9 protein-coding genes are annotated in these 20,913 nt (G+C 54.8%); 6 read left to right on the plus strand and 3 right to left on the minus strand.

What is annotated here, in order from left to right; translation table 11 throughout:
* Positions 1-34: 34 nt before the first annotated feature.
* Together C8N40_RS14660 and C8N40_RS14665 are read right to left on the minus strand one after the other, a co-directional pair.
* Positions 35-1,063: a LacI family DNA-binding transcriptional regulator gene (locus C8N40_RS14660; RefSeq protein WP_108212523.1), complete on the minus strand. Its 1,029-nt coding sequence runs from the start codon at positions 1,061-1,063 to the stop codon at positions 35-37.
* Positions 1,064-1,278: 215 nt separating this feature from the next.
* Entirely contained in the window at positions 1,279-2,256 is a 978-nt protein-coding gene (locus tag C8N40_RS14665; protein ID WP_245905136.1) for a formylglycine-generating enzyme family protein, read from the minus strand.
* A gap of 627 nt (positions 2,257-2,883) precedes the next feature.
* Between C8N40_RS14665 and C8N40_RS14670 the strand changes: the two genes are divergently transcribed.
* The 4 genes from C8N40_RS14670 to C8N40_RS14685 all read left to right on the plus strand — a co-directional run bounded on the left by C8N40_RS14670 (position 2,884) and on the right by C8N40_RS14685 (position 12,692).
* Entirely contained in the window at positions 2,884-6,018 is a 3,135-nt protein-coding gene (locus C8N40_RS14670; protein ID WP_108212525.1) for a SusC/RagA family TonB-linked outer membrane protein, read from the plus strand.
* Between the two features lie 43 nt (positions 6,019-6,061).
* Positions 6,062-7,750 carry a RagB/SusD family nutrient uptake outer membrane protein gene (locus tag C8N40_RS14675; protein WP_170114110.1) on the plus strand — a complete coding sequence of 563 codons (1,689 nt, stop codon included), beginning with the start codon at positions 6,062-6,064 and terminating at the stop codon, positions 7,748-7,750.
* A 305-nt stretch (positions 7,751-8,055) separates the two neighbouring features.
* Complete coding sequence (locus tag C8N40_RS14680) at positions 8,056-11,181, plus strand: SusC/RagA family TonB-linked outer membrane protein (protein WP_170114111.1); 3,126 nt, start codon at positions 8,056-8,058, stop codon at positions 11,179-11,181.
* 17 nt (positions 11,182-11,198) lie between these two features.
* Positions 11,199-12,692 (plus strand): RagB/SusD family nutrient uptake outer membrane protein, encoded by a 1,494-nt coding sequence (locus tag C8N40_RS14685; protein WP_108212528.1) that lies wholly within the window; start codon positions 11,199-11,201, stop codon positions 12,690-12,692.
* A 627-nt stretch (positions 12,693-13,319) separates the two neighbouring features.
* Here the strand turns inward: C8N40_RS14685 and lacZ are convergent.
* The gene (gene lacZ, locus C8N40_RS14690; protein WP_211318118.1) at positions 13,320-16,478 is read right to left on the minus strand and encodes a beta-galactosidase, LacZ type; all 3,159 of its coding nucleotides are present in this window, start codon (positions 16,476-16,478) and stop codon (positions 13,320-13,322) included.
* Between the two features lie 251 nt (positions 16,479-16,729).
* Between lacZ and C8N40_RS14695 the strand changes: the two genes are divergently transcribed.
* Together C8N40_RS14695 and C8N40_RS14700 are read left to right on the plus strand one after the other, a co-directional pair.
* The gene (locus C8N40_RS14695; protein WP_108212530.1) at positions 16,730-18,148 is read left to right on the plus strand and encodes an arylsulfatase; all 1,419 of its coding nucleotides are present in this window, start codon (positions 16,730-16,732) and stop codon (positions 18,146-18,148) included.
* 201 nt (positions 18,149-18,349) lie between these two features.
* Positions 18,350-20,710 (plus strand): glycoside hydrolase family 95 protein, encoded by a 2,361-nt coding sequence (locus C8N40_RS14700; protein ID WP_245905137.1) that lies wholly within the window; start codon positions 18,350-18,352, stop codon positions 20,708-20,710.
* The last annotated feature ends 203 nt before the right edge of the window (positions 20,711-20,913 follow it).

Here is a 20,913-nt window from a genome sequence, read left to right on the forward strand (position 1 = left end):
TTTAATGTAAGTATGGCTGGCTGCCTCAAAGGGGCTACTGCTGGCCGCTCTCTATCAACTGGGACTCCACGATAACTTTATAAAAAGCCTGCTGGCGCGGGTACTGTTCCTCGTTGGAGCGGAGCAGGTCCAGGAGGATTTCCGTTGCCTTCTGCCCCTGCTGGTAAGGGAACTGCTCTACGGAAGCGAGTGGCGCGAAGTCCATATACTCCATCATGGGCAGGTTGGCGTAGCTCACAAACTCCAGGTCCTTGTTAATGCGGATGCCCAGGCGGCGGGCGTGTTTCTGGGCGTACAGCCACACATAGTCGTTGAAGGTGACAATGGCTGTAGCCTTGCGCTTGTTGGCCAGCAACTCATCCAAGGCCGCTATGGTGCCTTCCTCGGTTAGGTCGCAGCCAATTATCAGGGAGGGGTCATACTTTAGTCTGCTCTTCTGCATCGCCTTAATATAGCCCTCCCGCCGCTCTGTGCAAGCATAAAGGGTGTCGGGGCCGTTGATCATGCCGATGGCGCGGTGCCCCTTTTTCAGCAGGTACGATACGGCCTCCATGGTTCCGGTTACCATGTTGCAGGCGACGGAGTGGATGCCGTTGATGGGCGGGATGCGGTCGAAAAACACGACCGGAATATTATACTGGCTCAGGCTGCTGAAGTGCTCGAACGTGGAGGTGGTTTTCGCAACGGACACCAGCAGGCCGTCCACACGGTGGCTCTTCATTTTATCCACCAGCTGCTTTTCCTTCTCCTCGTCGTCGTGCGACTGGGCGAGCAGTACCGTATAGTTTCTTTTGTAGGCCGTGTCCTCAATGGCGCTTATAGCCGAGGAGAAGAAAGCCTCCGAGAGATCCGGCAGAATCACACCTATCGTATAGGTCTTGCCCTGCTGGAAATGCACTGCTGTCTGGTTGCGCTCGTAATTGAGCTCCTTGGCCAGCTGCTTTACCTTCTCGCTGGTAACCGTGCCTATGCTGGGGTGGTCGTGCAGCGCTCTGGACACGGTAGAGGTGGATACGTTCAGTATCCTGGCGATTTCCTTGATGGTAACTGGTTTCCGTGACATGGTATTAAGTATAGCAGGCTAGATTTAGGATATGTTCTCTCGGTCAGTGGGCAGCAGACGGTATGTAAGATTAGGAAAAATAGAAAAAAAGTATATATTTCTTGTGTGTTCGATCACAAATTATATCTTTGTTACAAATAAGCTTTAGGGAAGCTGAGTGTTTTTTAGTTAGTATTAGGTGAATGCATGCCTCCGTGAAAGCGGAGGCATTTTCATTATTTATCCTTCACGCACCGAAAGCCGACGTGCTCCATGCTGCTGTCTTCCGTGGTCTTCATGCGGGCAGCCACCCTGAAGCCGGAGCAGTAACTGTCGTTACACAGGAAGGACCCGCCCCTGATCACTCTTTTGCGGGCATGCGGCTCATCCGGGTCATAGCTGGTGGCAGGCCCTTTAGGGTTTTTTACCCCCGCCGACGTATGGATCGTGCTGTAGTAACCGCTGTGGTAGTTGTCGGCGCACCACTCCCATACATTACCAGCCATGTCGTAGAGGCCTGCTCCGTTGGGGGCATAGGATTTAACAGGGGCCGTGTGGTAGAAGCCGTCCTGCTCCGTGTTCTTTGTCGGAAAGGTGCCGTTCCAGGTGTTCGCTTTAGGCTGTCCTTTGTGGATCGGCTCGTTGCCCCAGGGGTAGAGGTTGTTTTGCGCACCCCCGCGTGCGGCCCATTCCCATTCCGCCTCTGTGGGGAGCCTTTTGCCGGCCCATTTGGCGTAGGCCTGCGCGTCCTGCCAGGAGATGTGGACAACCGGGTGATTTTCCTTTCCCTTTATACTGCTTCCGGGGCCATGGGGCTGTCTCCAGTTGGCGTCTTCCTGCCAGGTCCACCAACTGGCGAAATCGCGTAGGTCTACCTGCCCCTTGGGTGACTGAAATACCAGCGAGGCGGCCACCAGCAAACTCTCGTCCGGCTTGGGCGTGCCCGGGGGCAGTTGTTTCTTCAGTTCTTCCCAGTCCGGTTTCTGCTCTGCCGTGGTTACGTAGCCGGTGGCCTTTACAAAGCGGGCGAATTCCGCATTGGTCACTTCGGTGGCATCCATCCAGAATCCATCCACCGTTACCTTGTGCTTGGGGTACTCGTCCGGGCGGGCCTGGTCGTTGTCGGCTCCCATCATAAAGGTGCCCCCCTCAATCCATACCATTCCAGCGTTTTGCGCATCCTCTGCCTGGTTTTCCGAAACAGATGGTTCCATACTTTTCGGGGTAGCAAAGCGCGGTGGAGCGGAGGAAATGCAGCAGGAGGCCACAGAATCACGTGGGGGAGAGGCAGTAGTTATGGTGTTTTGCTGCTCTCCCGGCTGTTGCCGACCGCAGGAGAGCAACGCTATAATGGTAAGAGCAGGAAGCAAGCGCTGGTAATTCATGAAAGTAAGTTACGAAAGCTATCTGGCCGAAGCAAGTATAAAAGTAATCGTGCACGCGGACTGGTTGTTTGTCTGTTCAGGGCACCCGGATTCTCGCCCCGTCAGGCGCGGCTCCAATAACTAGCCGCAAACGTTTGTTTATACTTTTCATAACGTTAACCTATACTTAACCTACGATTCATATCGGCTTATAGTATGATTTTTCGCCCAGAATCATGCATTCTATACTTTTTAATAGCTCTCATAAAATGTTCATGCACCATTTGCCAAGAGCGGAACAGCCATAGGATGCGGTGAATGATGTTTGAACACTAAGGATGTGCCGCATTTCCTAACATTATGCAAACGTTTGTGTGCTGAAACTTTAGCCTGTTTTAGGAGATTCAGTTTTTAAAACCCTACATTAACAGAAGTGTTTACGAACACACCTAACTAACAACTAATCTTATAAAAAGTATGAAACAGTGTTATGGGCGGGAGGGGGCCACTTCGGGTGGGAACCGCTTCCGAAAGCAACGGCACCATAAGGGCGGGATAAGCCTGCTGGTAAGTGCCTTATTCTTTCTTCTAAGCATTACTACCGGTTTTGCCCAGGAGCGGCGGCAGGTAGAGGGTAAAGTGGTTGATGAGCAGAACGAGCCACTTATTGGGCTTACGGTGGTGGTAAAGAACACAACTACGGGCACTACCACCAGGCCCGACGGTACCTTTACTATTTCGGCTGCTCCAACCGATGTGCTGGTGTTCTCCTACATCGGGTATGAAACCAGAGAGGTAACCGTGGGCAACCAGGCTAACATCAGTATAACTATGAAACCGGATGCCAAGAGCCTGGAAGAAGTAGTGGTAGTGGGCTATGGCACCCAGAAGCGGGCAGATGTAACCGGCTCGGTGGCTACCGTGGATACCAAGCAACTAACCGAACGCCCGGTAACATCTATACAGAACGCACTGCAAGGTGTTTCGCCAGGTCTGACGGTGATCCAGCGCCCCGGGGACGTGGGCAGCGTGGGCAGCATTACCGTGCGCGGCCGCACTAACCTGGGCTCTCCCGGCCCGATGATCATTATTGATGGTATACCGGCATCGGATACGGAACTGGCGGCGCTTAACCCGAACGACATCGAGAACATGTCTGTGCTCAAAGACGCCTCTGCAGCCTCTATCTATGGTTCCAGGGCGGCTAACGGGGTAATCGTGGTATCAACAAGGACCGGAAAGAACACAGAGAAGACCACCGTCGGCTTTAACGCCAACTACGGCTTCCAGTCGCCTACACGCCTGCCTGAGTACATGGATGCTGTGGGGTATGCCCGTTTCTACAACGAGGCGATGAGCAATGCCGGCAAGGCCCCTGCCTATACCGAGGAGCAGATCCAGAAGTTCGCCAACGGAAGCGAGCCGGATATGTACCCGAACACCAACTGGTATGACCTGGTGCTGCGCGACGCGGCGCCGCAGAGCGACATTAACCTTAACATCTCCTCCAGCGGCAAATCCACCAGCTACTACCTGGGCGCTTCCTACTTTAACCAGCAGTCGCTGCTGCCGGGCAAGGATATGGACCGCTACACGGTAAAATTGAACACTGACACAGAGGTGTTCCCTGAGATCCTGAAAGTAGGCACCAACATCTCCTTTATCCGCCAGGATTACGACACCGAGGGAGCCGGCTTCAGCTGGACCGAGCTGAACCGTTCGCTTCCGGTAACGGTAGCGCGCCACTCTGACGGCTCCTGGGGCTCTGTGAGCGGGGGATCCGCCAACGCGAATACCGCCGCCAGAAACCAACTGCGTCTGATGGACGAGGGCGGCAGCAGCTGGTCGCGCAACAATTACCTGCAAACAGCGGCCAACGCCAGCCTGACCCCACTGGAAGGCCTGACCATAAACGGACTTGCTTCTTTGAAGTATTCCAACCTGTTGAACTGGTCTTTCAACAGCAGGATGGATCCTATCGTGAATTTTATCACGAAGCAGCCCATGAATGCCTCAGCCGTAACGGTTAACCAGATGCAGGAGAACTGGGGACGTCGTCAGGAGCTTCTGACCCAGGGAACAGCGAGCTACGAGCGTACTTTTGGCGACCATACCGGTAAAATCATGGTTGGTGCCTCACAGGAAAGCAACGTGTACCGTACGGCGTTCCTGGGCCGCAAGAACTTCCCGAACGATGATATGAACACCATCGGAACAGGCTCAGCAAGCCCGGAGAATATCGTTTCTGGTGCCAACAGCACTGCTGAAACACAATGGGCTATTCGTTCCTTCTTCGGACGTGTGAACTACGATTTCAAGAACAAGTACCTGTTTGAGGGTAGTTTGCGCGCAGACTACTCTTCCCGCTTCCACCCGGATCAGCGCGAGGCGGTGTTCCCAGCCTTCTCAGCCGGCTGGAGACTTTCCGAGGAGCCCTTTATTAAGAACATCTCCTGGATCGACAACCTGAAGCTGCGCGGCTCCTGGGGCGCCCTGGGCAACCAGGACGTGGTACCGCCGGGGAACTACTACTCCCTGCTGAACACAGGCTATGCCTACAACTTTGACGGCAACGCCGTGGACGGAGCCTGGCAGGCTACAGGGGCTAACCCATTGGCCACCTGGGAGAAAGTATACATGACCGACTTTGGTATTGACTTCTCTATTTTCAGGGGCAAGCTGGATGTGGTGGCTGACTACTACATCAAAAATACCGAGGGTATCCTGATGCAGCTGCCGGTACTGTCTACTTACGGACTGGCTGCGCCTTTCAGAAATGCGGCCGAGACACGCAACAAAGGTATAGAGCTGAACCTGGTGCACAACGGAGCCATCGGTTCTGACTTTACTTATACTATCGGTGCCAACTTCTCCAAAATCAACAACGAGATTGTGAGCCTGGGTGGCGTAGAGGAGCGCATCAACGGTTACTGGATTGAGCGTGTGGGCGAGTCGGTAGGTGCTTTCTACGGATACCGTTCCGAAGGGCTTTTTGTGAATGAGGAGGACGTGCAGAACCACGCTTTCCAGAGCGCTGCCACCAAGCCCGGCGACATTAAGTATGCCGACATCAACAAGGACGGCGTGATTGATGCGGCTGACCGCGTGATTCTGGGTAACGACGTGCCGTGGATGACCTATGGCCTGAACCTGGGTGCTTCTTACAAAGGCTTTGACCTGAACGTGATCACATACGGTGTGGCAGATGTGGATACCTACCTGGAGTCAGAGGCTGCTTATCCGTTCTTCAACGGGGCCAACATCAAGACGGCCTATGAGAACCGCTGGACAAAGGAGAACCCTGATCCAAACGCCCATTTCCCGCGCACACTGATTAGCGCCGATGCTTCGCACAACTACAATACCTCTTCCTTCTGGCTCTTCAGCGGCTCGTATTTCCGCGTGAGGGCTATCACGCTGGGCTACAACGTTCCGGAATCCGTGAGCAGCAAGCTGGGCATGCAGTCGCTGCGCGTGTACGCTACCTCTAACAACCCATTCACAATTATGGGGGATGACCGCCTGACAGATTACGATCCGGAGTTTGGTTCTGGCCGTGGGGGATACCCGGGTACCAAGACCATCTCATTCGGTGTAAACGCCAGGTTCTAAAATTGTTGGCTGCATGGCTTCACAATCATCAACACAAGATATCATGAAAAGAAGTATAAAATATATTACCTATGCCGGGGCGCTTGCCGGGCTCCTGCTTACTACTTCCTGCAACGACGACTTTTTAGAGAGGCCGCCGCAGGACCAGATCTCGGACGCTACTTTCTGGAAGTCGAAGGAGGATTTGTCGAAGGCCCTGAACGCGGTATATAGCCAGTTGACTCGTGAGGGCATCATTTACGACGATGGCAGCACCGACAACGCCTACGCGCAGTACCCCTGGGAGAGTACGGCCACCATCGTTTCGGCGGGAACCATCAACACCAACTCCAACGCCGGCTGGGGCTACACGGGCATACGCCGCGCCAACCAGCTGATCGAGAATGCTGATAACATTGAAATGGATGCCGAACTGCGCGAGCGGTTTAAGGCTGAGGCAAGGTTCCTGCGCACCTGGTTCTACTGGAACATGGTGCTCAAGTTTGGCGATGTGCCGTTGGTAACCAATACCCTGGCAGCAGGCGAGGAGGATGTGGCACGCACCCCGCGCAAGGATGTGGTTGATTTCCTGCTCAGCGAACTGACAGCGGTGGCCGAGGTGCTTCCGGTTATGTACGGAGGCGGCGAGTCGAACGAAAAAGGCAGGGTAACCAAAGGGGCAGCCCTGGCCCTGAAAGCCCGCATTTTGCTCAACGAGGCCAGCCCGCGCTTTAACACCGGCGGCGATGCGACCAAATGGAAAGCCGTCGCTGACGCTGCTCAGGAGGTGATGGCACTAGGGTACTCGTTGTTTACAGTAAACGCAGAAACGGGCAAGGACCTGGAGGACGATTACGCCAAGTGGGTGGACTTTGCCGACGCTGAAGATGAGCGCAACTTCCGCCTGGGCCTGCGCAGCTACGAGAAGCTTTTCCACCAGCAGTATGAGGGCAACAGCGAAGTGATCCTGGACCGCCAGTTTATCATGCAGGTGGATCCGCAGTGGAACAACACCTACCTGCTGCCAAGCGTGCTGAACGGCTGGAGCTCCGTAACCCCTACCCAGAACTTGGTGAACGCCTATGGCAACTACAAGACCGGTGGCCCTGCCAATGTACTCACTCCTGAAAAGAGGGCGGAGCTATACTTAAATGATGACCCTGCCTTTGCCAACGAGTATAAGAACCGTGATCCGCGCTTCTACGCCTCTATTATGTTTAATGGCAACCCGTGGAACGCGCTGGAAGACGGCTATACGTTTACCTGGCAGATAGGAGGCAGCAACAACTCCCAGACGGGGTATAACTTCCGCAAGCTGGTAGACCCGCAGGCACGCCGCGAGAACATCGACAGCCACGCCAACATCATCCTGCTGCGTTACGCGGAGATCCTGCTGACCTATGCGGAGGCCATGAACGAGTTCGGTGGTCCGGACGCCACTGTATATGCCGCGCTAAACCAGATTCGCGAAAGAGCCGGCATGCCTGCTGTGGATGAATCCGTGTACAACACCAAGGAGAGCCTGCGTGAGCTGATCCGCAACGAGCGCCGCGTGGAGCTGGCGCTGGAGGGGCAGCGCTACATGGATATACGCCGCTGGGAAATAGCCCCGCAGGTGATGCAAACTGTCTATGACATCCGCAACAGGCTGGTGCAGGCCAGGGTTTGGGACGACAGGCTGTACCTGATGCCAGTACCGCAGGCGCAGATAGACCTGAGCGACAACATTCTGACGCAGAACACGGGTTATTAATCCTTTGAAATAGTTTTAGCTTTTTTGTAGTAGTTATAAAGCGGGTGGGGTTCCACCCGCTTTTTTTATTGGGGAAATAGGGGAGCCAGGAGACTAGCAATGCTTTTTGAACACAGGAGCTACACCTAGGGTGAGAAGTCGCTACATAAAGTATGGGAAATTGTACTTAAACAAACGTTTGTTCTGATTTAATCTATAAAAAATTTGGGGTTGTAGTGGTATTTTAATAAGTTAATCATTGTGTTTACGAGCACATTTTATTCTCACCTAAATCAAATCCTAAATCTCTAACCTCAATGAAAAGTATGATTAAAATTTACCAGGAAGGTAGAGCGATCCTTATGCGGATACTCTACCTGCTCAAGAAGGAGGACCTAAGGGTTATACCGGTGTTACCGGTGCTGTTAGGTATGATATGTCTTATAAGTATACCTGACGTGGCTCACGGGCAGGAACGGCGGCAGGTAAGTGGGCGCGTAGTGGATGACAAAAGCCAGCCCCTGGTGGGGGTGACGGTTGTGGTGAAGAACAGCACCACGGGCACGGCCACCGGAGCAGATGGTAGCTTTACTTTAGCCGCCGCTCCATCCGATGTGCTGGTGCTGTCCTACATCGGTTACCAGACGCAGGAAGTGACGGTGGGCAATCAGGCTAGCCTCAGCATCTCCATGAAAACCGACGCCAAGAGCCTGGAAGAGGTAGTGGTGGTGGGCTACTCAAGTAAATCACAGTCGGAGTTGGTGAGCTCGGTTTCGGTGGTGAGCGGCAACGAACTGCGCGACGTGACGACCAACAACACCGCCACCATGCTGCAGGGCAAGGCCTCTGGTGTTACTGTGTCAAGTGCCAGCGGGCAGCCCGGCGAGGCACCCAAAGTACGTATCCGGGGCACAGGTTCTATCTCGGCCAGCGCCGACCCGCTGTATGTGGTGGATGGGGTGATTGGCGGCACGGCCAACCCAACGGACATTGAAAGTATAACCGTGCTGAAGGACGCGGCGGCAACGGGCCTGTACGGCTCGAGAGCGGCAAACGGTGTGATCGTCATCACTACCAAACGTGGCAAGGCCGGCAAAACGCGGGTGTCTTACAACGGTACTACCGGCGTGAGCCAGCGCACCACCGGCAACTTCGAGGTAATGGATGGCCAGCAGCTGTTTGACTACACCAATCGCATGTACCAGAACGACTACACCGGCAAGCGCAACAACCACATCACCGCTTTAAGCAAAACAACACCTAACCCGTCAGAGGCCGACATCAACGCCTATCTAACTTCGAAAAACTTCCCGCTGACGTATGCAGATTTTGTGAGCGGCGTGCTGCCCACGCAGCCGGGTAACACTGATTGGTTGGACGAGGCTTTCCGCACCGGCATCACGAATAACCACCAGCTTTCCGTGTCCGGCGGGTCTGAGAAAACCAGGTTCTACATCAGCGGAAACTACTTCCAGGAAGAGGGTACGGTGGTCAACACCAAGTATGAGCAGACCAACTTCCGGGCCAACATCGACCATGACATCAACGACAAGCTTACGCTTACGGCCCGGGTGAACACGCTGTTCTCTAACCGCAACAACGACCCTTCAGGTGCCATCTACCAGTCCTTTATTAACATGCCGTGGGATAACCCTTACAATGAGGATGGCACGGTTCGGTATGTGGACGCCAACACCGTGGGCTGGTATGGCCGCGACAAGAGTAATTTCCTGTACACCAGCCAGTATAACTACAACCGCAGCCGCGGCCAGTCGCTGGACGGGGACCTGAAGCTGGAGTATAGAATCACCGATTGGCTGGCTTTCTCTACCACCAACCGCTACTCCACAGGCAACTCCCGGGCTGAGTCCAACAACGACTCGCGCACGCCCGGCGGCAAGGCAAACAATGGCTCCCTGAGCAACTCCTACGGCTACAGCAACAGCTTCCTGACTTCTAACTTGCTGACAGCGAATCAACAGTTCGGCTTGCATAGTGTGCGCAGCATTTTTGGCGCTGAGTACCAGAAGAACTACACTGATGGCATGAACGCCTCGGGGCAGGGGATTTTCCCGGGCCTGGAGGTGCTGGATGCCGTGGCCACGCCGGTGAACATCGGCGGGTATAAGACCGAGAGCAAGTTTATGTCCGGCTTCCTGAACGTGGACTACGACTTTGACAGCCGCTACTTTGCCACCGTTTCTTACCGGCGCGATGGCTCTTCCCGCTTCGGCCGCGACAAGCGCTTTGGCGACTTCTACTCAGTAGGGGCTGCCTGGGCTATTTCCAGCGAAGACTTCTTTCAAGGCTTGACTTCTACTGTAAACCTGCTCAAGCTTAGAAGCAGCTACGGTACCACCGGTAACGCCAACATCGGGGATTTCGAGGCTGTGGACCTGTACCAGTTTAACGTGCAGTATGCCGACCTGCCGGGTGGCTTCCCGCGCCGCCTCGTGAACCCGAACCTGACCTGGGAGAAAGCCCATACCTTTGATGTGGGACTGGAAATCGGCCTGTTCAACAGAGTTGACCTGTCGCTGGACTTCTACAACAGAACGAACAAAGGGATTCTGCAGCAAGTGCCGCTTTCCTCAGCCACCGGCTTTTACTGGCAGACGCAGAACATCGGATCGGTTAGAAACCGCGGCCTGGACATCGAGCTGAGCACCAGGAACCTGCAAGGTGCCCTGGCCTGGGAAACGGACTTTAATATCTCCTTTAACCGCAACGAGGTGCTCGACCTCTACAACGGGCAGCCGATTGACCAGGGCAGCCAGCGCATTGAGGAAGGCAGGCCGATTGGCTCCTGGTTTATGCGGGAGTGGAAGGGCGTGGACCCGGCCACCGGCGACCCGCTCTGGCTCCTGAAGAAGTATGATGCCGACGGCAACTTTGTGCAGGACACGGTGACCAACTCCTACAACAGCGCCACCAGGGTCTACACTGGCACTACCACACCGAAGTTTGCAGGTGGTATGCGCAATACCTTTGCCTACAAAAACTTTACGCTATCAGCTTTTGTGAACTTTGTGTACGGCAACAAGGTGTACAACTATAACCGCGAGCTTTTCGATGCTGATGGGGCTTACCCAACTTATAACAGCATGGTGCTGCAGGATGGCTGGAGCCGCTGGGAAAAGGAGGGTGACGTGGCCACGCACCCGAAGGCGGTGCTAAACGGCAACAAAGCCTCTAACAAAGTCTCGTCCCGCTACCTGGAGGACGGCAGCTACCTGCGCCTGCGCAACGTCACACTGTCTTATAACCTGCCGGAGGCTGTTACCGGCAGACTTAAAACAGAGAACATCCGCGTTTTTGTGAGCGGCGACAACCTGTGGACGCTGACCGACTTCTCCGGCATGGACCCGGAGGTGGACCTGACTTCCGGTTACTCCACCACCCGCTACCCGGGCAGCAAGAAACTTATGTTCGGCGTTAACATCGACTTTTAATTCAAAATCCCTGAGCCATGAAATTTAAATTCAGAAACTATATATACCCTGCCATACTTTGTGCAGCAGTGCTGACCGGTTGCTCCGACGACCTGGACGTGCAGCCCTACGACGGTCTCACCATTGACCAGACCACCGGCACGCCTGAGGGCCTGAAGGCCGCCACCATCGGCAACTATAACTACATCAAGGACTCCTACTATACCCGTAACTTCCACATGCTCGTGGAGTATCCCAGCGACAACGTGGCACTGAGCGGCACCACTACCGACCCGCTGTTTTACGCTTACAATTACCAGCACCTGACCTCGATGGGTATCACGGACAACTTCTTTCGGAAGGCGTACCAGGCCATTTACGGCACCAACGTGGTGATCGAGAAGCTGCAGGAGGGACAGTCGGCGGAGCTGGACCAGGTGCTGGGCGAGAACTACTTCCTGCGCGCCATGGTGCACTTTGATTTGGTGAACATTTTTGGCCGGCCTTACGCGCAGGACGAGGGAGCCTCGCCGGGGGTGATGATCCGCAACAACACCGACATCAACGACCTGCCAGCGCGCAGTTCCGTGAAAGAAGTATACGAGTTCGTGATCGGGGATTTGGAGAAGGCGGCGAGTCTGATGGGCAGGTCGAAGAGCAGCAGCTTTGCCTCGAAGGAGGTGGCCCAGGCGCTTTTGTCTAGAGTATACTTATACATGGAGAACAACGAGAAGGCCATTGAGTATGCTGATTTGGTGATCAATTCCGGCCGGTATACGTTGCTGCCGACAGCCGACCTGCCCAATTACTTCACCTACGCCAACGAAACCAACCGCGAGACCATCTTTGCCATCAAGCACACGCTGCAGGACGACCAAACTTGGGGCTCGCTTGGCTCGATGTACCTCAACGATGGCATGGGCTACGGCGAGATGTATGCCTCGGAGAGTTACCGCAACCTGATCGATAAATTTGAGGAGGACAAGCGCCGCGAGTTTATCGTGCCGGTGTATGAGAAGAACGCCGATGGATCCATTAAAACAGGTGCTGACGGGAAGCCATTGCTTTCGACCCGGAACGGGTACCAGAAATACTACATCACCAAGTACTCTTACCAGGAGGGTGTGGTGACGCTGAGCTCGCCGGTTTACCTGCGTCTGGCCGAGATGTACCTCAACCGTGCCGAGGCCAACGCTAAACTGGGCAACGACGAAGCCGCGCTGGAAGATGTGAACCTGATCCGCAGAAGGGCGGGCTTATCCGGTGATGCGCTGTTTTCGGCTTCCAACATGATGGGCTATACGTCGGTGCTGGATGTGGTACTGGACGAACGCCGCCTGGAACTGGCCTGGGAGGCGCAGCGCAAGTATGACGTGTTCCGCAACAAACGCACGATGGTCCGCAATTACCCGGGCACACACCTGCCATCCGGATCGAACACGCAGGAGATTCCTTACACCCATCCGCGCGTGGTATACTTCATCCCGGAGCAGGAAATTATCCTGAACCCGAAGCTGGAGCAGAATCCGTAAAAGCAGCGCTGGTTTATACTTTGGAGGTATAAAAGTATAAGCTGGGTAATAAAAAGTATGGCTGGCACCTCCTGCAATGGCAGGAAGGTGCCAGCCATACTTTTTATCACAGGAAGGGACTGAAAGTTCTATCTTCACTTGTCATCCTGAAAGGATCTTGGGGGCAAGTTGTATAGGCTTATTCCCCCTTCGAAAACAGTACCATTTCCTTCTGTTAAACTCGCTCTCCGGTCGCTAAGTATAAAACCATATTGCTGCTCCGGATTTGTAATCCGCGGTTCCTATACTTTCGGATTGCAAATCCGAAAGAGCACATTTAGTAAACACATTTGCAGCTGGCTTTACACCCCTATAGAGCGCTGCTCGCAAACGGCGAACTCGCGTTCTTGTTTGTCCTCAAGGGGACAGTTTTTCTGTAGAACTTAACAGCCCTGTTATGCTCCCAGAGGTTCGGCCTACACAACTCGCTACCAAGATCCTTCTAGGATGACAAAAAAGAAATGAAAAGCCCAGCCAGCCTCTGAAAAGGAAGGGGAGAGGCATCTAGAAGTGCTGCCGTTGAAATAAAAACACAAAGGCCGAAGTATAAACTATACTTCGGCCTTTGCTATACTTACCAGTTAAGGTTTATCTAAGCGGCTTAATCCAATAGCTGTACTGTTGCTCCTGATATGGGATGCGGTACTGCTCCAGTGGCTGACTGCCCCAGCTGTCCATACCTTGCATACCGGTTTGCTGCAGGTCTACGCGCATATAAATACGGTCGCGTTTCTCCAGTTCGCCGGAGTGGTACTGCTTCTTGTCCTGCTCCGGATCGAGGTCCTGCAGGGTGTAAGGCAGGGCCGCGAAGTTGAGCAGGCTGTCGGCAAACTCAAAGCGCAGGCCTTTGCCTTTCTTGGTGGTCAGGTTCACCCAACGTACATCGCTCTTGTTGCCGCTTTCCTGCGGACGGGCGTACGGGAAGTATTGCTCATCCAACTTTTGCTTGTACAGACCTACAAAAGAGGCGGTTTTGCGGTCCCAGTAGTTCTCCCATGGGCCGCGGCCATAGAATTCGATGTGCTCCAGTTGCTTGTTTAGCTGCAGGTCGTTGCCCACGCGCAGGAGTACCTTATGGTCGCCTTTCAGTGGCTTGATGTTGTTCTCGACCTTCACGGTGCCGTCGTTGTAGATGGTAAATACCTGTGAGGTAACAGCGTCGCCGTTTACGAGCTCCTTTTCAAACGTCACTTCATAGCCGTTGGCCGTTTGGGTATGCTTGGCGTTGGTCAGTTTGCCGTTGTCGTGGGCCTCGCGCCACATGCGCTTCGATTTGTTATAGCCGGCGCCGATGTCGTTGTCGGTAGGGGCGCGGTAGAAGCTTGGTTTCGGGCCTTGCTGCAGCAGCGTTTCGCCTTTCAAGGTATAACCGCTCATCGTGCCGTTCTTCTTGTCGAAGCTCACGGTAAAGTCCTTGCCGGTCAGCACCAGGTTATCGCCGTTCTCGCTTACTTTAAGCGTGCCTTTACCACCTCCGGCCACCGCGGCCGGCTGTAGGGCAGGGCTCAGAGCAAATTGCTCGTTGGCAATCTCATAGCCCTTCTCCAGGAATGGCTCGGCTTCTTTCAAAGTATAACGCACGTTCAGGAAGTACTCCCTGCCCGCTTTCTGTTGCTTCTTGAGCGGTAGGGCCAAGGTTATACTTTGCTGCGGCGCGGCTTTCAGGTCTTTTATGCTTCCCTTCTCAATCACTTTGCCGTTTTCCAGCACTTCCCAGTTCAGTTGGTAGTTGGCAAGGTCGCGGAAGAAGTAGCCGTTGCGCACCTCCAGGCTGTTGTTGCCGTTATACTTGGTCTTCACGTGCTGGTATACTTTCTTCACCTCCACAGCCATTGGCGTCAGGCCGCGGTAGGCGGTCACCACACCTTTCACGATGAAGTTGTTGTCGCTCAGGTTCTCATCCACCGGTCCGCTCAGCGGGAAGTCGCCGCCGTAGGCCATGATGCGCTTGCCGTTCTTTACCGTGTCGATGGCCTGGTCAATCCACTCCCAGATAAAGCCGCCCTGCAAGTAAGGCTCTTTCTCAATCACGTCCCAGTAGTCCTGGAAGTTACCCAGGCTGTTGCCCATGATGTGGGCATACTCGCTCATGATAAGCGGACGGTCCGGGTTGCCTTTGGAGAAGCGGGTCAGCCAGTTCGGGCTCGGGTACTGCGGCACGATGATGTCGGTGTTGTAATCCCAGCCGGCGCGCTCGTACTGCACCGGGCGGAAGTCCTGCGCTTTCATCCAGTCATACGCCTCGTAGAAGTTGGTGCCGTTGCCGGCCTCGTTGCCCAGCGACCAGGTCACCACCGAAGTATAGTTCTTGCTGCGCTCGTACATGCGCGAAATGCGGTCGAAGTGCGGGTTGCGCCATACTTTGTCGTTGCCGAAGGTATAGGCTAGGTCATAGCCACGGCCATGCGATTCGATATTGGCCTCTTCTATCACGTACAAACCGTATTCGTCGCAAAGCTCCAGCCAGTAAGGGTCGGGTGGGTAGTGCGAGTGGCGCACAGCGTTCACGTTGAGCTTTTTCATCATCTCCATATCCTTGTGCATATCTTCCTTGCTCAAAGTATGGCCCTTGGTCGGGTTATGCTCGTGGCGGTTCACGCCTTTGAGGAACACGCGCTTGCCGTTCACCAAAAAGTTCTTGTCCTTAATTTCCACGGAGCGGAAGCCCACGCGCTGCGGCACCACTTCCAGCACCTTGCCGTCTTTGTCTTTCAGGGTGATGTACAAAGTATAGAGATAAGGAATCTCAGCAGACCAGGTCTTTACGTTCGGAACAGTCTTCTGGAATTTCACCTCTTTCTTATAGTTGCCCAGCACGCGCTGCACCTCCTGCGTTTTGTCTGTAAAAACAGTTTTGCCGGCGGCGTCCACCAGCTCGATTTCGATGGCAAACGTGTCAGGCTTGCTGTGCATGGTTTTCTGGTCCAGCTTGTAGCTGTTAATCTCGGCCGTCAGGTCAAGCACTCCGTTTGTATAGCTCTGGTCCAGGGTGGCCATTACCTTAAAGTCGCGGATATCGAGCTTGGGGGTAGAGTAGAGGTATACATCGCGCTCAATGCCCGAGATACGCCACATGTCCTGTGCTTCCAGGTAAGAGCCGGTGCTCCAGCGGTATACTTCCAGGGCCACCAGGTTTTCGCCCTTTTTAACATAAGGGGTGATGTCGAACTCCGCGGCCAGTTTGCTGTCTTCGCTGTAGCCCACTTTCTCACCGTTCACCCAGATAAAGAACGCGGATTTAACCGCGCCTAAATGGATGAACACCTGACGGCCATCCCAGCTCTCGGGCAGGGTAAATTTCTTGCGGTAAGAGCCCACCGGGTTGTTGTCCTCCGGGATGTCGTGGGGCGGGTTGAGCTTGGCGCCTTTCTTGACGTGGCCGGCAAACTCGTACGGGTGGTTCACATAGATGGGCAGCCCGTAGCCGTTCACTTCCCAGTTAGCCGGTACCTTAAAGTTGTCCCACTGGGCATCATTGAAATCGGTTTTGTAAAAATCCAGGGGGCGCTGGCGCGGGTCCTGGACCCAGTTAAACTTCCAGGTGCCGTTGAGCGATAGGAAGTACTGGGATTTCTCTTTCTGCCGCTGCTCGGCCAGCGACCGGTTTTCGAAGGCGAAAGAAGCGGCCCGCATCGGCATCCGGTTGATTTCCACAATCTGCGGCGTGAGTACCTCGGTGGGTACCTGCTGGGCCTGCAGCGGGATTGCCATTAGCAGGGCGAATAAAAATGCATAAAGTCTACTCATGATGTAAGTGGGTGAAAAAGAAATAACTATGAGATATTAAGAGTTTAGGATATGGCCGGAGCCCTGACATCAGGGGCATCGTTACCTGAAAGTATAAAATATCCCTATACTTCCGGAAAGGAAGACCACGCAAGCGTTTGCGCGTGCTGCGGGTTTCTTAATCTACCTTTAAATAGCTATTTTCAGGCTTTTGCAGCTAAAAATCCTGCTTTTAGGATTGCTGAAATCAACATCACCCTAACCTGCACTTCATGAAATTATCACCCAGTGTTCTGTTTTTGCTCCTCCTGCTGGCTGTAAGCTCCTGCCGCACCTCAGAGCAGCCTGACGACGCAGCAGCCACGGCAGCCAGGCCCAACATCATCTTTATACTGGCCGATGACATGGGCTATGGCGACATCGGCCCCTACGGACAAACCAAAATCCAAACCCCGAACCTGGATAAGATGGCCGAGCAAGGCAGGCGCTATACGCAGTTTTATGCCGGCTCCACGGTATGCGCTCCCTCCCGGGCCGCACTGATGACGGGGCAGCACACAGGCCATACTTTTATCCGGGGCAACGGCGAGGTGCCCATGCGCGCCACCGATACCTCGCTGGCGAAGCTCCTGAAAGAGAGCGGTTATACCACCGGCATGGTGGGCAAATGGGGTCTGGGGCTGGAAGGCACGACGGGCGTGCCCGAGCAGCAGGGCTGGGATTTCTTCACCGGACACCTGCACCACCTGGAGGGGCATAAGCAGCAGGCCGATTCTCTATGGCGGCTGGCCAATGGCAAAAGCACCAAAGTGCCTGTTCCGGCAGGAAGTTTCGTGAACGATATTTTTACGGAGGATGCCCTGACGTTTATCGACAACCAAAAGCAGAACCCCTTCTTCCTGTATGTGTCTTATACCTTGCCGCATGCCGAGCTGAAAGTGCAGGACAAGTATATGCAGCCCTATTTAACCGCTAACGGTGGAAGCGTTTTCGCCCCTGAGAAAGAGCAACCGGACGGAAACTGGTATGGCCCGCAGAAATACCCGAAGGCGGCCTATGCTGCCATGGTCACCGCGGTGGACGACTACGTAGGGCAGATTATGCAGAAGCTACGCGAAGAGGGCCTGGCTGAAAACACCCTGGTCATCTTTACCAGCGACAACGGTACCCACATCGAGGGCGGTAGAACGTTGGCAGACGCGATGGAGGCGCACCAGAGCAGCGGCCCGCTCCGTGGCGTGAAGCGCGACCTCTATGAGGGCGGTATCCGGGTTCCTTTCATCGCTTACTGGGAGGGAAAAGTAAAGCCTGGCACCAGCGAGCACATCGGCGCCTTCTGGGACATGCTGCCCACCTTTACCCAGCTGGCCGGCAGCGCAGCGCCTGAAAGTATAGACGGCATTTCCATCGTGCCGGACCTGTTAGGCAAAGAGGCGCAGCCACAGCATCAGGCCTTGTACTGGGAGTTTGGCGAGGGCGGCTTTAAACAGGCCGTGCGCCAGGGTGACTGGAAGGCCATCCGCTTCTACAAAAAGGGCCAGCCCGAGCGCACCGAGCTCTACAACCTAAGTACAGACATCGGCGAGCGGAACAACCTGGCCGCCGCTGAGCCCGAGAAGGTGAAGGAGCTCGAGCAGCTAATGGAGCAGCTACGCACTCCGGCCGAAAACCCGCTGTTCCAGATTAAATAATTCTCCTGGAGAATAATTTAGGACAGGGCCAATAGGAAGTATAGCCAATAAAGTCATTCTGAAAGAAACTTGGTAGAAGAGAGGTTAAGCTGATGTGGCTTGCCCACAAGATCCTTTCAGAATGACAAAATAGGTTAGAGTAAATTAATCCAGGAACTACCTGTAAACGCAAAGCTTAAAATCATGCCTCACCTGATATCCTTGAAAAGAACGCTTCTCCTGCTGCCATACTTTCTGTTGCTGCTGCTGCCTGCCCTGGCGCAGGACAAAACGCTGAAACTGTGGTATGACAAGCCTGCCACCGACTGGATGCGGGAGGCCCTGCCGATTGGCAACGGCTACATGGGCGTGATGTTTTTCGGGGGCGTAGGGGAGGAGCAGCTGCAGTTCACCGAAGGCACGCTTTGGTCGGGTGGCCCGCATTCGAATACCAAGTATAACTATGGCAATAAACCGGAGGCATGGAAGTACCTGTCCGAAATCAGGCAGCTGATTGCCGAAGGCAAACTGAAGGAAGCCAATCAGTTGGTGCAAAAACACCTGACGGGCACCGCGCCGGCCAAGCTGGAGGGCAGCACCGAGTGGGGCGATTACGGCGCGCAGCAAACCATGGGCGACTTGTATGTGAGGCTGGGCCACGGAGAGGCAGCCCCGCACAACTACCGCCGTGAGCTGGACCTAAACACGGCCACAGGCAGCGTGAGCTACCAGATTGGTAAGACAAAGTATAAGCGCTTGTACTTCGGCAACTACCCCAAGGGTGTGATGGTGTATCACTTCACCTCCAGCCGCCCGGAGAAGTATACCATTACTTATAAAACGCCTCACCCCAAGGATGAGGAGCGCTTCGAGAACGGCATTTATACTTTCCGGGGACACGTCAACGACAACAAGCAGGCGTTCGAGACGGCTTACCGTATCATCACTGACGGAAACGTGACTTATGAAAACGGCGCGGTGCAGGTAAGCAATGCCAAATCAGTCCAACTCATCCATACCGCTGCCACGGACTATAGCTGGGAGTACCCTACTTACAAAGGCACGGATTATAAGAGTATAGTTGCTAAGCGGCTGGAATCGGTAAAGAATCAAAGTATAGCCACGCTTCTGAAAGAGCACACCACCGATTATACTTCGCTTTTTAACCGGGTAGCCCTCAGCCTGGAGGGCAGCAAGTATAACGAGGTGCCGACCAACATCCGCCAGCAGCATTACTTTGCCGGAGCAGAGGACCGGGGGATGGAAGAGCTATACTTTCAGTATGGCCGCTACCTGATGATTTCGGCTTCGCGCCCCGGCACCATGCCGATGAACCTGCAGGGCAAGTGGAACAACAGCACCAGCCCGCCCTGGGCGGCCGACTACCACACCAACATCAACCTGCAGATGCTTTACTGGCCCGCCGAGGTAACCAATCTTGCCGAGTGCCACGTGCCCTTGCTGGATTACACCGAAACGCTGGTAGCACCTGGCAGGCAAAGTGCCAAAGACTTTTTCAACACGCGGGGCTGGGTGGTGAACACGATGAACAACGCCTACGGCTACACGGCGCCGGGCTGGGAAGTGCCCTGGGGTTTCTTCCCGGGAGGGGCGGCTTGGCTGGCGCAGCACCTGTGGGAGCACTATGAGTATACCCAGGATAAGGAGTACCTGAAGCGACAGGCCTACCCGGTGATGAAGGAGGCTGCCCTGTTCTGGATAGATTACCTCACCCCCGACAGCAGCGGCTACCTGGTTTCCTCGCCCTCTTACTCCCCGGAGCATGGCGGCATTTCGGGCGGCGCCTCCATGGACCACCAGATTGCCTGGGATGTGCTCAACAACTGCATCCAGGCGGCTAAAGTATTAGGAACAGATGCAGCGTTTGCCCGGCAGGCGCAGCAGGTGCGGGACAAAATCCTGCCGCCGCAGATTGGAAGCTGGGGCCAGCTGCAGGAGTGGAAAGAGGACGTGGACGACCCGGAGAATAAGCACCGCCACGTCTCGCACCTGTATGCCCTGCACCCGGGCAGGCAGATCTCCCCGCTGGAAACCCCGGAACTGGCCAAGGCGGCCCAGGTGAGCCTGGAGGCACGGGGCGATGAAGGCACGGGCTGGTCGCTGGCCTGGAAGATAAATTTCTGGGCACGCCTGAAGGATGGCGATCGGGCGCACAAGCTTTACAAAATGGTAATCAAACCGGCCGGAGGAAAAACGAACGGGGAGTCTTTTACCAGCGGCTCGGGTTCCTACGCCAACCTCCTGGACGCCCACCCGCCCTTCCAGCTCGACGGCAACATGGGCGCCACCGCGGGCGTGGCCGAAATGCTGCTACAGTCGCATGCGGGTTCCATAGAACTGTTGCCATCGCTGCCCCACGTATGGCAGGCGGGTGAGGTAAAAGGCCTGCGGGCCAGGGGCGGCTATACCGTAGACATCGCCTGGAAGGGAGGCAAGCTGCATCGGGCAAGTATAAAAGCCGACAAGGACGGTGAGTGTACACTCAGCTATCAGGGCAAGCAGCTAACGCTGCCGGTTATTGCCGGGAAGACTATCCGCTTACGTTCTCAGCATTTTAGGTAGGGTTGTCAATAAAGCAGATTCCGGCCCCTTTTTGGAAGTGAATTGTTACTTCTCCCTCTTCTAAAAACTGGAGAGGGAGCTTTCAGGAATACCGGGTCCAACCACCCCTGGCCCCTCCTTGGCCAAGGAGGGGAATTCGGTTCAAGCTCCGTTAGTTGAGGCTATCGAATGATTCCCAGCCTTTGGGTTGAGCGCCTCGAGAG

It is taken from the genome of Pontibacter mucosus (genome assembly GCF_003054055.1).
Taxonomy (GTDB): domain Bacteria; phylum Bacteroidota; class Bacteroidia; order Cytophagales; family Hymenobacteraceae; genus Pontibacter; species Pontibacter mucosus.